The organism is Acinetobacter sp. 1294243, from assembly GCF_000588015.1.
In the GTDB taxonomy this organism is placed as follows: Bacteria; Pseudomonadota; Gammaproteobacteria; order Pseudomonadales; family Moraxellaceae; genus Acinetobacter; species Acinetobacter pittii.
In genome coordinates this window covers 244,922-260,904 of sequence record NZ_JFXG01000001.1, presented here as the reverse complement: position 1 = coordinate 260,904, position 15,983 = coordinate 244,922, and the positions used below count along the sequence as shown (strand labels likewise).

The following is a 15,983-nucleotide window of genomic DNA, read 5'->3' as shown; positions in this document are numbered from 1 at the left end:
TACGGATCAAGAACATCAAAAACTAGTAACTTTTAGTTAATTGAATAAGTTAGATGTGCTAGGCAGCTATAGCATACAGAACAAAAATGACTTTCTTATTATTTTAAAAAGATATTCTTCTAAAAAATCTCTAGAAGAATATCTATCTTTTACTTTTTAATGATCATGTTCTAAATAATCTGGTTTTTTCGGAAGCGCAAGGCTACATAAGAAACAGATAATCAGCATGACAATGACATATATAAAGAAGGTATTTTCAATTCCGGCAGCTTTAAACTGTAAGGCAACTGAAGGTGCAGAACCACCAAACAGCGCATTACCTACCGCATAAGAAAATCCTACACCTAAAGCTCGCACATGAGGTGGGAACATTTCAGCTTTTACCAAGCCACTGATAGATGTATAGAAACTGAGTAACATCATCATAAAAATAAGTAGCAAGGCAATAATGATCGGCGAATCAATATAGGCACGCATCCCGATCACCATGACTGGGTAGATAAAAATCGCAGACAATAAGCTAAAGGCCAGCATTGAAGAGCGTCGCCCAATACGGTCGGAAATAGCACCAAATACAGGTTGAGCACACATATAGACAAATAGGGCGAAGGTCATGATATAACCAACGGTTTTTCCATCCATCCCTAAATTGGTTAAATAGGTTTTTGAATAAACGGTCTCTACATAAAACGTTAATGAACCAGCAGAAGTGTATCCAACCACTAATAAAAAGGTTTTCCAGTGCTTTTTAAAGAGTTCTCTTAAGCTACCAGACTCTTTTCGTTCGCTGTCTTGATGAGAAAGCGTTTCTTCTAAACGACTACGTGCAAGCAAAGATAAAATTGCTGCAATACCACCAATAACAAACGGAATACGCCATCCACCATCATGTAATTGTTGTTCACTTAAGAACGTTAATAAAATTACACCAAGTAAGCTTGCGAGTAACTGACCACCAGAGAGAGTGACATATTGGAAAGATGAGTAAAAACCACGTTGGCCTTTTAATCCTAATTCACTCATATATGTTGCTACTGCACCATATTCACCACCAACCGATAAGCCTTGAAGTAAGCGCACTACCAGTAAAAGAAAAGGGGCAAATAAGCCAACTTGGTCATAAGTAGGTAGGGCTGCAAATAGAAAAGAACTCAAAGCCATCAGACAAATTGAGATGACCATCGACTTTTTTCGACCATGCCGGTCTGCAATTCGTCCAAATACCCAACTACCAATAGGACGCATAAAAAAGCTTGCAGCGAATACGCCCCAAACATAGATAGATTTAGTCGTACTATCCATATCAGGTGCTGTTAATGCTTGAGTAAAGTAGGCAGCAAATACTGCATAGATATAAAAGTCGAACCATTCAACTAAATTACCAGAGGCTGCGCCTACAATCCCACGTATTCTGCTACGTTTTTCTTCCTGAGTGTATGTCATATTTCTTCCATCATTTTGCAGACAAAAATGAGGAATTTTTAGATATGCTGGATAGAAAATAGAATGAAACTTTAAATATCACTCAATCCTGAGCACTTCCTTAAATTCCTAACCATTCATTTTTTCTAATTTTAAAATTCGTTTCTAGTAAAATTACGTCCTTTTGTTCGATTTAAAGATAATTTTACCAATGATCGAACACTTCCTTTCATTTAACTTAATAATTAATTCTATTTAAAATCAGTGAGCTAATTTACAACGGTACTTTTCTATTTTATTTCTCCTTTTAAGTTTCATTTCGAGCTTAAGTTTATTTCGAATATTTGGTAATACTTAAAAAGTTATAGCGTCAATTCCTAATAAAATAAATGAAATTTATATAATGATAAGTTCATAAAATTTGTATCAAATACACTTAATCGAAAAAGTACAGAATGTATTGTTTCTCAATATATGTAGCTGTATTCTTGCGTGGCTAAAAATAGACTCCGCACTCATTTCTAGCGCTTTAGAATTATGCACGGTATGGCAGGTAGTTATTCAATGGAAAGACGTTCGATAAATCTTCACTTCATGACATGCTCTAAAACAGCATTGGCTTCATCTATTGCACTCATAACATCTGTCGTCTATGCAAATGAAGCGGAGGTTTCGCAGCTCCCAACCATTACTGTGAATGCTACACAAAATAATGATGCACTATATACGTCTAAAAAAGTTATTTTATCTGGTTTTCAAACTGATGATTTAAAGAAAGTTCCTGCATCTATTACAACCATTACCTCTGAGCGTATAGCAGACCAACACGCAAAAACTTTAACTGATGTTATTAAAAACGATTCTTCTTTAGGGGATGGCTACGCTGCAATTGGCTACTATCCAAATTTTGTAGCACGTGGTTTTGCGCTTGATTTAGGCTCAAGTTATCTCATTAATGGCCATACCATACGTGGCGAACAAAATGTGGCTTTAGAAAATAAAGAACAAGTTGAAATCTTAAAAGGTATTTCTGCAATTCAATCTGGAATGTCGACGCCGGGTGGAGTGGTTAACTATGTAACCAAAAGACCAGCCGATGTTAAAAACATTACTGTAGATGTAAATTCAGAAGGCGGCTATACACTGGCAACAGATGTTGGCGGCTTTGTTAATGATAGTTTTGGTTATCGAATCAATTTAGCCCATGAAAGCATCCATCCAAATGTTGATCACGCAAATGGTAAGCGTGAGTTTGGTTCAGTTGCTTTAGACTGGAAAATTAATGAGCGTTCTAAATTATTATTTGATATTGAAGCCCAGCATCAAAGTCAACGTTCAGTACCGGGTTATCAACTGCTTGATGGGCAAGAAGTGCCAACAAATGTAGATCAAGACCGTTTATTGGGTTATCAGTCTTGGAGTAAACCTGTTGTAAATAACAGTGTAAATGCAAGTTTGAAATATCAATATACATTTAATGATCAATGGAATGGTAGCTTAAGTGCATCACAAAGCCGTGTTGTGATTGATGATAATAGTGCTTTCCCATGGGGATGTTATAACGATAATTGTGAAGTTACTGGTTTAGGCAATACTTTTGATAAACACGGAAATTATGACATTTATGACTTCCGCAGCCCAGATGATACACGTATTACTAACCAGTTCGCTGCTGGATTAAATGGTCAATTCAACACTGCTAATATCCAGCATCAAATCGCTTTCGAATTACAACGTACATATAAAACTTTAAAGCACCACACACCACTTAATGTAGCGGTAGGAACAGGCAATATTTATCAAGATACAATTGACTATAGTCCGTCATCGGAAAGCTTAGGTGATCGTTACAAAGCGCTAGAAAGTGATCAGACTGCATTTACTCTATCTGACCGAGTTCAATTTAACGATCAGTGGTCAACTTTATTGGGTGGGAAGCTTATTCATCTTGATGAGCAAGCCTATACGTCAGATGGACAGCAAAGCCGAGACACCGATTTAAATAAGTTCTTACCGCAATTAGCGCTTATGTATAGCCCAACTGCTAAGACTAATCTTTATGCTTCATATGCCAAAGGATTATCGGATGGTGGTGAAGCACCGTGGTTCGCTAATAATGCTCTAGAAGTTCTATCTCCTAAAAACTCTGAACAATATGAAGTTGGTATTAAGCAACAAATTCGGAACTTCTTAGTAACAGCAGCTATTTTTGACTTAAAACAAGACAATCAATATAGCAAAGTGAATGCAGAAGGAACTTTCGATTTTGTTTCACAAGGTGAACAACACAATCAAGGTATTGAATTAGGTTTAACAGGTGCTTTAACTGATACACTCGATGTAAGTTCAGGTATTACCTATACCAAATCTCGTCTAGTTGATATTGATAATGACAGCTACAAAGGTCATCAAACTCAAAATGTACCGAAAGTACGCGCAACTGCACAGTTATCTTATAAAGTTCCGTCAGTTGAAGGGTTAAGATTACTTAGTGGTATGCAATACAGTAGCAGTAAATATGCAAACAAAGAGGGAACTGCAAAAGTAGGCGGTTACAGCGTTTTTAATATTGGTGCGGCCTATAAAACAAATTTTGCTGGGCATGACACAACTTTTAGATTCAATATTGATAACTTGTTTAATAAGAAATATTGGCGTGATGTAGGTGCATTTATGGGTGATGACTATCTATTCTTAGGTAACCCACGTACAGCTCAGTTCTCTACAACTTTTAGTTTTTAAAAGTTATAGAACAAATAAAAAAGGAGCTTATAAAAGCTCCTTTTTTATTTCAGGAATTAAGCCGACATTTTTGGTTTAACCATATTATTAATCGACAAGATATCATCAAGCACTTGTGCTGATAATAAGCCTTCGTTCTGAACGAGTGCCAATACGCTTTGTCCAGTTTCGTTTGCAGTTTTAGCAATACGAGTTGTAGTTTCATAACCTAGATATGGGTTAAGTGCAGTCACGATACCAATTGAGTTTTCAACCAAAGCTTTACAATGCTCAGGGTTCGCCGTAATTGTATCAATACACTTACTTTGGAACATTGCCATTGCCTTACCAAGCAAATCCATAGATTCAAACAGTTTGAATGCAATAAGTGGTTCCATTGCATTTAACTGTAATTGGCCCGCTTCAGCAGCTAAAGTTACAGCCAAGTCATTTGCAATGATCTGGAAACAAGCAAGGTTCATTGCTTCAGGTATAACTGGGTTTACCTTACCCGGCATGATCGAGCTACCCGGTTGGCGAGCTTCTAAATTAATTTCATTAATGCCAGTACGTGGACCACTTGAAAGTAAACGTAAGTCATTGGCAATTTTCGAAAGTTTAGTTGCGGTACGCTTTAATAAACCAGATAAAAGAACAAAGTCACCCATATCTGAAGTTGCTTCGATTAGATCAGGAGCAGATTTAATTTTCTTACCAGAAATTTTTGCAAGCGCTTGAATAGCAAGCTCACGGTAACTATATTCAGTAGTAATTCCGGTACCAATCGCCGTACCACCAAGGTTCATATACGCTAAAACATTTGGAATAAGCGTATTAATTTGTTCAAGGTCTTTTTGTAAAGTTACTGCAAAAGCACCAAACTCTTGACCTAATGTCATTGGCACAGCGTCTTGTAACTGTGTACGGCCCATTTTTAGGATATGAGCAAACTCTTGAGATTTATTGCGGAAACTTAAGATTAAGTTGTTAAAAGGAAGATTTAGTTCATCTAAGCTTAATAACAAACCTAAGCGAATCGCAGTAGGGTACACGTCATTTGTTGACTGTGACATGTTAATGTCGTTATTAGGGTGCAAATATTGATATTGGCCTTTTGCATGTCCCATATATTCTAAAGCGACGTTTGCTAATACTTCATTTGCATTCATATTGGTTGAAGTACCAGCACCGCCTTGCATCATATCAATCGGGAACTGGTCGTGAAAATTACCACGAATAAGTTGATTACAGCTGTATTCAATCGCTTCAAATTTAGTTTGATCTAAGCTTTTAAGATTATAGTTCGCTTCAGCACAAGCAAGCTTTACCATTGCTAAAGCTTTAATAAGGTGAGGAAAATTTCCGACCTTACTTTGAGTTAAATTAAAGTTTTCTAGAGCACGTAATGTTTGAACTCCGTAGTAGTCGTTATTATTGATCTCTCTATAACCAATAAGATCCTTCTCAATACGGGTGGTAATTTCAGCGTTCATCATTAAACTTCGAATTAGTAAAGAAGATAATTCATATTAGATTTCGAAATGCTTCACTTCTAATGCATTTATCAAGTTGATTATGCATTTTTTGCATATCATTTTTTTAATTTTATAGTGAACTAACTTGGAGGGTTCATTTTCAACTATTAATTTAACTATATAAATTAATAACTTAATATTGAGATGAAGTTAATTTCAAAATTTGCTTGATACAATGAATGGTCATCTAATTTTTGAAAGAAACCCATTGTAAAAATTAAGACTGATTAATTTAAATGAAATATCAACTTAATTATCTTTATTATTAGCTTTTAAAGTGAAGCTTATCTAACAAATTCATATAAAAATGTGATGCATTTCACATAAAAAACACTATAATACGAAAAAATCTTAGTTTTAAGTTTATGTTAAAAGTCACAGCCGCATTAATTATTTTGGGAAGTTTTACATACTATGTGCTTTTCCACGGTGAAGAGAAAAGTGAGTCTAAAACTTCTCGTCTGCTTAAAGAAGCAGAGCAATCAATCGCTTCTGCTGAAACCTCGGTAAACAAAGCTAATAGTATTGTGCCCATATCTTACAAGTAGCCTCAGTTCTTAGGTTAACTATTTCATATTATCCATCAAAATATTGTTTTATCTAGATTTTTTTAAAATTTGGGTAAAAGACTGTATGTATAGAGACAAAATTCATGAGAATGAAGTTTATCGCCTATGATCCCAATTCTGGGGAAAAATTAAGCTTAAAAGAGCATATCCACCATATGGATAAATACACCACTTATATCTTTTTTAGTGATGAAAATGACAATATGGTGTTCAATCCCCAGAAAAAGCAAGTTTTTGAAATTACTCAATATACTTCTAATATGATGGTTGAAATTTCAAGAAAGTTATATTACCTCATTGGTGAATATTAAGAATTCGTTTTAATTCAATCTTAAGTTAAATACTTTAGTAGAATAGTCAGGTTTTATGGACTGAGCTATACTACAAGCATATCTTCTGATCTAAATGAATTTATTGAGTCAGAGAGCTTAACTCCTGAAATAAGCAAGATAGTCATTTTCAGTTTTACAGTCCGTATTCTTCCCCAAGGTGCGGACTTTTTTTATAAAATAAAACATGAGTAAAGCATAGGATTATTTCTATTTTTTATCAACTTAAAACTTGTTATTTACTTGCGTTATATGCTCCTTACTTTTTGATTTAAAATAATTTTTAGAGTGATAATTTTATATTTGTATGAGTTGTTGAGTTAAATCAAAGTCTTTTATTCTCTTACGCTCTTTTCTATGTCAGAATTATTTAAATACTTACTTTTATTGTTTGGCTTTGCCAACCCTCCATCGCATTTTTGCAGGTACTCCCATGTTTTATAGTTTTTATTCATCTATTCAGCTATTTATTCAGCTTCCCAACCAGACAGATTAAGGACATAACTATAAAAAGGGAATGCATAAAATGAACTTAGAAGTACGTTGGGTAGAAGACCTTTTGACACTTGAGCGTGAGCGTTCTATTTCAAAAGCAGCCGAAAAACGATTTATTAGTCAATCTGCGTTTACGCGTAGAATTCAGCAAATAGAAGAGATGATCGGAGCTGAAGTTATTATCCGAAATAATAAAAATAATATTGAATTTACAGACATTGGACGGATTATGCTGGTGATGTCTAAAAATATTGAGAAGCAGGTAGAAGAAACAGCAAAGCTGATTAAAAACATCAAAAATGAAACCGAATCTACGATTCGTTTCTGTGTTGTCCACTCATTAGCATCAGGTTTTTTAACCACTTTTTTAAAAAAATTCCCAACGTTTATGCGTGATTTAAAAATTGAAATTGTCGCAACGAATAGTGGTGAAGGCTTATCTCTTTTAAAAGAAGGTGCCTGCGATTTTATGATTTGTTATGCAGATCGATCTAATATTAATCGAGTTGGTGATGATATTTTAAGTGGCATCAAGATCGCTGAAACAGAGATTGTCCCAGTGTCAGCTACCGAAGCAGATCATACGCCTAAGCATACAATTCAGAGTAATTTTTCATTACTTGCTTATAGTAAACATGCTTATTTGCGCAAATTGGTCGATCAATTGATTGAAGGTAAACTGATCTATAAAACCTTATATGAAACTGACAATGCCACCAACTTGAAAGAGCTTGTATTACAAGGTTTAGGTGTAGCATGGATTCCAAAAATTAATGTAGAGGAAGATCTCGCTACCGGAAAATTGGTCATGTTGGACCATAACGAATACTGCCTGCCACAGGATATTTATATTTTTAAAAATAACTTGAGTGATAACAAATCTGTTCAGCAAATTTGGAAGGGCTTCCAAACTCAGCATGATTAAAATTTATAATGATATGTGATGTCCTCAAGATATTTACATACAAAGTAATCAATTAAAGAGCTCATACCTTTGTCTTTATGATGAAAGGCTTTATAAAGCATTGCTCATGGTCTAGATTCTTTGTTAATTTAGACCATATATCAATAATTCAGAAATCTAGTGAGCATTTTATATATGCTGTGTCTGATTTTATTCCTTTTGAATGGATTATTTGATCCAGACGGAGACAATTTTGTTTGATCTAGATAGTAGATTACTAAATATTTTTTATCATATTTATCGGTTTAAAAGTGTTTCAATGGCTGCTGATGCTATTGGGCTTACACAACCGAGCGTTAGTAATGGACTGAACAAAATCCGTCAGCATTTTAATGATCCACTTTTTATTCGTGTTGGGAATGAAATGATTCCAACCGAATTAGCTAAAGAAATCTTTCCACTCATTAGTGAAGTGATTGATAAAGTGGAAAGCATTAATAATTTTAGTGTGAATTTTGATCCGCTAACTTCAGATCAGCTTTTTACAATTGCGATGACAGATGTATCTCATCTGGTTTTATTACCGCAATTAACAAACTATTTAAAAGAGAAAGCCCCTTTAATTCGCTTGAATATTAGGCCGATTACGCCGGAAACCAGCTATCAAATGGCAAATGGTGAGATTGATCTTGCAATTGGCTTTTTACCCCAATTAGAAGAAGGCTTTTATCAACAAAAGTTTTTTAAACAGCATTATGTGGTGATTAGCTCTAAGAGTCATCCTCGTTTAGACCCAAATAATTTTACTTTAGATGATTATATGCGCGAGTATCATATCGACATTGATGCGGGAATCGGGCACTACCATATTAAAAATGAATTGCAGAACAAAGGATTGGATCGAAATATCTTAATTCGATTACCAAGCTATCTTGGAGTGGGATTAGTCGTTCAAGAAACAGATGCGATCGCAACGGTACCGTATTATTTAAGCCAAGTCTTATTGGTGAGAGAAAATTTACAGATTTTACCAGCACCTCTAGACTTCCCAACTTATGATGTTAAACAACATTGGCATATGTCTTGCCATCATAAAAGTAGCCATAAATGGTTCCGTCAAACCTGTTATGAACTTTTTAAAGTCTAAAAAAAGAAGATGTAAGAAAAATTCTTACATCTTCCGTGCACTTTAATTTTTAGATTTCAATTGCGACAGCTGTAGCTTCACCACCACCAATACATAATGCAGCAACACCTTTCTTCTTACCAAGGCGTTTTAAAGCATAGATAAGAGAAAGAATAATTCTTGAACCAGTTGCGCCAATTGGATGGCCTAAAGCACAAGCACCACCATGGACGTTTACTTTTGCCTCATCAATGCCGAGTTCATGAATTGGCGCCATTGCGACCATTGCAAAAGCTTCATTAATTTCCCAAGCATCTACCTCGTCAACTGACCAACCAGCGCGCTCAAGCACTTTTTGAATAGCACTAATTGGAGCGATGGTAAATTCACTTGGATGCTGGGAGTGCGTAGAAGTTGCAACAATTTTTGCTAAAGTATTTAAACCATGACTTTGAGCATATTCTTCAGTGGTGAGTACTAACGCCGCAGCACCATCAGAAATTGAGCTTGAGTTCGCAGCTGTAATTGTCCCATCTTTACTAAAAGCTGGACGCAATGTTGGGATCTTCTCAAGATTCGCTTTTAATGGTTGCTCATCTTGATCGATAACTTCGACACCTTTACGTGTTTTTACTTCAACAGGAATAATCTCTTCTTTGAAGTAACCTTCCGTAATCGCAGTTTGCGCTTTTTTAAGTGAAGAAATTGCAAAGTTATCCATTTGCTCACGTGTAAAGCCTTTAGTGTTTGCCATGTCTTGCGCAAACGAACCCATTAAGCGGCCTGTTTCAGCATCTTCAAGACCATCTAAAAACATATGGTCCTTAATCTCACCGTGACCCATACGGTAACCACCGCGAGCTTTAGGTAAAATATAAGGCGCATTGGTCATAGATTCCATACCGCCAGCTACAATAATATTGGCACTGCCTGCTTTTAGAGTATCTGATGCCATTAACACTGCTTTCATTGCAGAGCCACATAATTTATTAATGGTGACTGCTCCGACATGATCAGGTACACCAGCTTTACGCATCGCCTGACGAGCAGGGCCTTGACCTATGCCTGCACTCAATACGCAACCAAAAATAACTTCATCTACTTGTTCAGGGGAAACACCTGCGCGTTGAATCGATTCACGGATAACAGCAGCGCCAAGTTCTGGTGCAGTTAAAGCCGATAGGCTGCCTTGAAAGCCGCCCATTGCAGTACGGCTACCTGAAATTATAACAATTGAACTCATCTTAATATCTCTTATTGATGTATTTGCTAAGTTTGCCTTTAGCCGAAACTAAAGGCGCCAGTAAATTAAAAAGTAGGTGGGGTGTAGCTAAGTGTTCTTCCAAAGAACCATAATAAAAATAAAACTAACGGAAAATGCACAACCAGCTGAGTGACTGTAAAACCAATCACATCTTTTGCTTTTAGTTTTAGAATGCCTAACATTGGAAGCATAAAGAATGGATTGATTAAGTTCGGTAAAGCTTCGGCTGCATTATAAATTTGTACAGACCAGCCTAAATGAACTTTCAAATCATTTGCTGCCTGCATGACATATGGGGCTTCAATAATCCATTTTCCACCTCCAGATGGCACAAAGAACCCAAGGATGGCAGAGTAAATTCCCATCACAATTGCGAAGGTTTCTTTTGAGGCGATTGAAACGAAAAACTCAGCTATATAATGCGACAGCGATAAATCTTGACTGTTTAAAGCTTGCGTCATAATAAAGGCGATGCTTCCGTAAAGTGGAAACTGAATTAAGATTCCTGAGACAGCCGGAACTGCCTTTGAAACAGCATTTAAGAAGTTTCGTGGTGTTCCATGTAACGCTAAACCAAGCATTAAAAACACAAAGTTGTAGGTGTTTAAACTTGAAATAGCAATAATTGGATTACTTTTTGAAAACTCAAAAAACATCCAGATTAAGCCTAATGCGACCACAATAATCGTTAAGATAGGCGAGTTTTCTAACCAGTCACCTGGACGATTAGATTTCTCATCATGTGGTTTATCTTCTTCAAACTGAACATCAAAACTATCAATCGTTTTAACATTATTACCTTTTGGAGCTGACCAATACGCGATTGCGATTGAAACAATGACCAAAATAATGGTCATCGCAATTGATTGCCAAAGGAAAATCGTTTCAGTAAATGGAATAACACCAGTTAGGTTGTAAATTGACTCAGGTAAACTGGTTTTATTCGCTTGAAGCTGTGCTGCCGAAGAGCTGATTCCAAGTGCCCAAGTTGCCCCCATACCAATAATTGCTGCCGCTGCCGCTGCACGGTAATCCATATTCAGCTCTTTACGTTTTGCTAATGCAATCACTAAAAGTGCAGTAAGAATCGTGCTTACTGCCCAATTGACCAGTGAAATTAACAAGCTGACGGTTGCAACTAGAACAATAGCACCACGTCCAGAATTTGGAATACGTGCCATTTTTTGGATTAGGAACTTTACGGGCTTAGATACAGAAACGACATAACCTACAATAATGAGCATCGTCATTTGCAGGGTAAAGGGAATAAGACTCCAGAAACCGTTACCGAAGGAAGTCGCAACATCATGAATAGGTGCACCAATACCTAAAGCGGCAACTGACACGATAATGACGCCAAGTAATGCAAAAATATATGAATCAGGAAACCATTTTTCAGACCAGTCACTAATCCGAAGAGCAAATCTTTCAAAAATTCCTTGCTGTTTTTCCATAGCTGAAAAAATCCTTCTCGTTCTTATTTATAGACAGCACATCCGGTGCTTAAAAGGGCTAAGACTTAAGCTCACTTTCTAACTTAAGTCTTATCTGGCTTACTAAAAATTTAATTTTATGCGACTAAGGTTTTGTAAAAATCGACGCCTGTAACACCTTGAATCTGTTCAAGCGTGACATCTTTAGCAAGTTCAATCAGCTCTACACCTTGTGGGGTAATATCCATTACACCTAGGTCAGTAATGACGCGATGAACCACGCCTTTACCTGTTAAAGGTAAACTACAGTTTTTTACAATTTTTGGTGTACCATCTTTGGCACAGTGTTCCATAAGTACTACAACTTTTTGGACACCAACAACCAAGTCCATTGCACCGCCCATACCTTTGACTTTCTTACCTGGAATCATCCAGTTAGCCAAGTCACCATTTTCAGAGACTTCCATTGCACCTAAAATGGCAATGTTGACGTGACCACCACGGATCATGGCAAAAGATTCTGAGCTTGAGAAGAAAGCAGCACCAGGGCGAGCAGTGACTGTTTGTTTACCAGCGTTAATTAAATCAGCATCAACAGTTTCTTCAGTTGGAAACTCGCCAATACCTAACAAACCATTTTCAGATTGAAGCCAAACATTAATATTTTCAGGAATATAGTTGGCAACTAGAGTAGGTAAGCCAATACCTAAATTCACATAAAAACCGTCTTCAAGTTCTTTCGCAGCACGTTGTGCCATTTCATTGCGTGACCAAGCCATTTTATACTGCCTCCGTGCTTAAAGTTTTATGCTCAATACGTTTTTCAGGTGATGCGTTTAATACAATGCGGTTCACATATATACCTGGTAAATGGATTTCATCCGGATCCAATTCACCAATTTCAACCACCTGTTCAACTTCTGCAATTGTAATTTTTCCAGCCATTGCGCATTCGGGATTAAAATTCTGAGCAGTTTTACGAAATACTAAATTACCTGCCTTGTCTGCCTTATATGCTTTAACAAGAGCTACATCGGCTGTTAAAGATTCTTCTAAAATGTAATTTTTGCCGTTAAAAATACGTTCTTCTTTACCTTCAGCAATGAGTGTACCTACACCAGTTTGTGTGTAAAATGCTGGAATTCCCGCACCTCCCGCACGTAACTTTTCAGCTAAGGTGCCTTGTGGGGTTAGTTCAACTTCTAATTCACCATTTAAATATTGACGCTCGAATTCTTTGTTTTCACCAACATAAGAAGAGATCATTTTTTTGATCTGTTTGGTTTGAAGCAATATACCTAAGCCGAAATCATCTACACCTGCGTTATTTGAAATACATGTGAGACCAGTCACACCACTTTGCTTAACTGCAACAATCAGTTTTTCCGGAATTCCACATAAACCAAAACCACCTACGGCAAGTGTTTGATTATCTGCAATAACGTCTTTTAGTGCTGCCTCTGCATTGGCATAAACTTTATTCATTCTATTGTTATCCTATATCCCTTAGTAATCTTAGTTTTAGCATCACATTTTGCGTTACAGAAGTTAATTTTTTTAAATGATTAATAAGTATAATCAATGAATGGTTTCAAATCGTCTACAAAAGATCAGACGAACATAAAGAAAAATACTTTAAAAAAATCACCTCATATCATTGAAAATTATAATAATTAATAATTTTAGCTTAAGCGTATGCTTAGCTCATCCTAAAAAGCAGTCTTTAATTTTTTAAAATTTATATTGAATCAAAGCTTCAATAAATTGAGTCGAAATATTTGAAATTTCAAAGTTCTTTTTATAAACAATTCCTACAGTCTTATGAATAGATTCATCCTTTAACTCAATGAGTACGTTATGTTCTTTATCAATGTGTTTAGCAAAATGCCTTGGAATTGCACTCACCCCAATTCCATAAGCCACAAAGCTTGAGAGTGATGAGATTTGATGACATTCAACTTTCAAATCGAGCGTTATATTATTTCGCAAACAATTCTGCTCAACCAAATATCGAACAATTGAAGGTTTTTGCAATGTCACGAATGGATTTGAACAAAGCTCTTGCCATGTAATAGAAGATGATTGAGCAAGTGGGTGAGTCTTTGGTAATAGAGCTAAGAAATCTTCTTCAAATAGTGGTTTGAACTCTAGGCCTTCGGTGAGATCAGGTTCAAAGCAGATACCAAGTTCAAAAATACCGTCTTGTACTTTTTCTATAATAGTTTCATTTGGAATATCTTGAATTGAAAAGTTCAAGTTGGGATGAAGTTCTAAAAATTGATGAATTACTTCAGGCAGAATCGCATGAGTCACGAAGGGCATTGAAGCGATACTTAAGGTTCCACGATTGAGCTTAAAACGTTGTTTAACATCGTTTTCCATTTCATCCCAATTGGCGAGTAATTTTTTAGCGTAGGGAATAAGGGATTTACCTTCTTGGGTAAGCTCAACACGGCGAGTATTACGGTTAAATAGTTTTCCGCCTAATTCTTCTTCTAAGCTTTTGATAGTAAGACTTAAAGCAGACTGGCTGAGATGTAGCTCTAATGATGCATTAGCATAGTTGAGTGTACGCGCAAGGGCTAAAAAAGCTTTTAATTGTTTAAGCGTCATTTCTATCCTTTAGATTGCCCAACTCATCTAGAAGGGTAATTTATACGAAAATTTGTCTAATATGATGTTTTTTTGACAAAAAAATAAAAATAAAGCAGGGGACAATAGGCTGAGCTACTTCAGTAAATTTTCCCAACAAAACTCATCTGTGTTATTAGCAAAGAATAGAGCCATTCCAACTACATGGAAAAACAAATAACCTAGCCAAATTGCTTGAGGAGCAACTTTTAAGCCTTCTAATAAAATAGTTGTTGAATAGATTGCTAACAAAAAGGTGAAGAGAATAATGTATGTAGCACTCGCTACAAATTTATATTTTGGTGCTAATTGAGGGATTTTATAACCAATCAAAATTTGCATACCGCAATTTATGATCAATGAAAGTATAGCTACAATGACTTGTGGCGTATTTAGGTATGTTAAAGAGAGTTGCGTAATTATGAAAATAATTTGCCACAGTACAAACATCCCCAAAGGGTATATTATAAATTTAATCCATATCATATTTTGTTTTCTTATCAAGATTTTATATTGTTATTCTATTGAATAATCTAAATTAAATAAATGCTATTTTTAAAAATAAAGAGTATAAATTTGTCCACCCCCATAAAGATAAAAAGATGAATAAAGCTAAAAATTAGACGTCAAAAAATTAAATGTGCATCCTTAATGAGTGAACGGCACTTTTATAATTTAGTTAGTAAGTATCCAAAAGAATATATTAATTTTTACTATTTTGAGATAAGGCTTTATAAAAATCATATGAAAGGTTTGAACATGTCATTGCCATTGGTTTTTGATTCATTTGAGTAAGGCCTAAATTGAATATTTTTTACTATCAATTAAACTATCATTTTGTATATAAATTACTGTAATTAGATGGCTACAACTACACATAGTTCAATATATATTTCACGTCCAAGTAATTACGAGGGAGATGGAACTGACGATAAAGAAGAATTTATTGAGACATGCAATATCCGTTTTAAAGATATGTTTAAAGATCAAAAATCAATCTCCACACTGTCTGAAATTGAAAAAAAATACTTTGAAAAGTGTGTTTCAGCTTCAAATGATAAATATGCTGCTGAGGAAGTTATTTATGATATTGGAGTTGGTTTTGCGGTACTAATTGTTTTGCTGGGTATAGGCTGGGGATTCTATGAGGCAAAAAAATCTTTAAATACCCCAATGATAATTAATCCCAAGGAAAACACTGAGAATGGTACCAATGGAGACCATATCACTAACGGAGTCATCATAGTCCTTTTTTCCATAATTATTGCTGCATTTATTTATCTAATTTTTAGTTTTGTTTCCGGAATATGGATATCAATTAAATATTAAAGTTTGCAGAGATGTATATGGGCTTGAAAAGGATAAGCCGATTAGTTCTAGTCTTGGTGTGGCAAAATAAGTAGAAGATAAGGTAAAGAAAATCACTATGGAGGTTGTGCAATCTTTTGTGGTCTCTATTGTAGGTATTGATGCATATCAAACATCTCATATTGGTTCAATCAGGTCTAGTGTGTATGGGGTAGGGTGCTATATGAACTGATAGTTTTTTATTTT

15 protein-coding genes are annotated in these 15,983 nt (G+C 35.5%); 7 read left to right on the top strand and 8 right to left on the bottom strand.

Annotated elements, in window-relative coordinates; translation table 11 throughout:
* Window positions 1–156: 156 nt before the first annotated feature.
* Entirely contained in the window at window positions 157–1,443 is a 1,287-nt protein-coding gene (locus J655_RS06125; protein WP_002113740.1) for an MFS transporter, read from the bottom strand.
* 516 nt (window positions 1,444–1,959) lie between these two features.
* Between J655_RS06125 and J655_RS06120 the strand changes: the two genes are divergently transcribed.
* Window positions 1,960–4,164: a TonB-dependent siderophore receptor gene (locus J655_RS06120; RefSeq protein ID WP_032052146.1), complete on the top strand. Its 2,205-nt coding sequence runs from the start codon at window positions 1,960–1,962 to the stop codon at window positions 4,162–4,164.
* A 56-nt stretch (window positions 4,165–4,220) separates the two neighbouring features.
* Here J655_RS06120 and J655_RS06115 read toward each other — a convergent pair whose 3' ends face one another.
* Window positions 4,221–5,639 (bottom strand): aspartate ammonia-lyase, encoded by a 1,419-nt coding sequence (locus J655_RS06115; protein WP_017399577.1) that lies wholly within the window; start codon window positions 5,637–5,639, stop codon window positions 4,221–4,223.
* A gap of 404 nt (window positions 5,640–6,043) precedes the next feature.
* Here J655_RS06115 and J655_RS06110 point away from each other — a divergent pair, with 404 nt between their 5' ends.
* The 4 genes from J655_RS06110 to J655_RS06100 all read left to right on the top strand — a co-directional run bounded on the left by J655_RS06110 (window position 6,044) and on the right by J655_RS06100 (window position 9,122).
* Window positions 6,044–6,226, top strand: coding sequence for a hypothetical protein (locus J655_RS06110; RefSeq protein ID WP_002113649.1), 183 nt, complete (start codon window positions 6,044–6,046; stop codon window positions 6,224–6,226).
* 110 nt (window positions 6,227–6,336) lie between these two features.
* Window positions 6,337–6,558 (top strand): hypothetical protein, encoded by a 222-nt coding sequence (locus J655_RS0104195; RefSeq protein WP_014206692.1) that lies wholly within the window; start codon window positions 6,337–6,339, stop codon window positions 6,556–6,558.
* A gap of 544 nt (window positions 6,559–7,102) precedes the next feature.
* Window positions 7,103–7,996: a LysR substrate-binding domain-containing protein gene (locus J655_RS06105; RefSeq protein ID WP_002113716.1), complete on the top strand. Its 894-nt coding sequence runs from the start codon at window positions 7,103–7,105 to the stop codon at window positions 7,994–7,996.
* Window positions 7,997–8,228: 232 nt separating this feature from the next.
* Entirely contained in the window at window positions 8,229–9,122 is an 894-nt protein-coding gene (locus tag J655_RS06100) for a LysR family transcriptional regulator (protein ID WP_003651675.1), read from the top strand.
* A gap of 49 nt (window positions 9,123–9,171) precedes the next feature.
* Here the strand turns inward: J655_RS06100 and J655_RS06095 are convergent, their stop codons facing one another.
* The 6 genes from J655_RS06095 to J655_RS25375 all read right to left on the bottom strand — a co-directional run bounded on the left by J655_RS06095 (window position 9,172) and on the right by J655_RS25375 (window position 14,915).
* Window positions 9,172–10,344 carry a thiolase family protein gene (locus J655_RS06095; RefSeq protein ID WP_032052145.1) on the bottom strand — a complete coding sequence of 391 codons (1,173 nt, stop codon included), beginning with the start codon at window positions 10,342–10,344 and terminating at the stop codon, window positions 9,172–9,174.
* Between the two features lie 65 nt (window positions 10,345–10,409).
* A complete protein-coding gene (locus J655_RS06090) occupies window positions 10,410–11,819 on the bottom strand; it encodes a short-chain fatty acid transporter (RefSeq protein WP_032052144.1) in 1,410 nt (469 codons plus the stop codon).
* A gap of 116 nt (window positions 11,820–11,935) precedes the next feature.
* The gene (locus tag J655_RS06085; protein ID WP_032052143.1) at window positions 11,936–12,577 is read right to left on the bottom strand and encodes a 3-oxoacid CoA-transferase subunit B; all 642 of its coding nucleotides are present in this window, start codon (window positions 12,575–12,577) and stop codon (window positions 11,936–11,938) included.
* A 1-nt stretch (window position 12,578) separates the two neighbouring features.
* On the bottom strand, window positions 12,579–13,283 hold the full coding sequence (locus J655_RS06080) for a CoA transferase subunit A (RefSeq protein WP_001045563.1): 705 nt from the start codon (window positions 13,281–13,283) through the stop codon (window positions 12,579–12,581).
* 246 nt (window positions 13,284–13,529) lie between these two features.
* A complete protein-coding gene (locus tag J655_RS06075; protein ID WP_002113536.1) occupies window positions 13,530–14,411 on the bottom strand; it encodes a LysR family transcriptional regulator in 882 nt (293 codons plus the stop codon).
* 114 nt (window positions 14,412–14,525) lie between these two features.
* Window positions 14,526–14,915: a hypothetical protein gene (locus tag J655_RS25375; protein ID WP_025468408.1), complete on the bottom strand. Its 390-nt coding sequence runs from the start codon at window positions 14,913–14,915 to the stop codon at window positions 14,526–14,528.
* Between the two features lie 489 nt (window positions 14,916–15,404).
* On the opposite strand from J655_RS25375, the gene J655_RS06070 reads away from it, so the two are divergent.
* Together J655_RS06070 and J655_RS25095 are read left to right on the top strand one after the other, a co-directional pair.
* Window positions 15,405–15,758, top strand: a complete 354-nt coding sequence (locus tag J655_RS06070; RefSeq protein WP_078225433.1) for a hypothetical protein — start codon at window positions 15,405–15,407, stop codon at window positions 15,756–15,758.
* Window positions 15,759–15,855: 97 nt separating this feature from the next.
* Complete coding sequence (locus J655_RS25095; protein ID WP_107908721.1) at window positions 15,856–15,969, top strand: hypothetical protein; 114 nt, start codon at window positions 15,856–15,858, stop codon at window positions 15,967–15,969.
* Window positions 15,970–15,983: the final 14 nt, after the last annotated feature.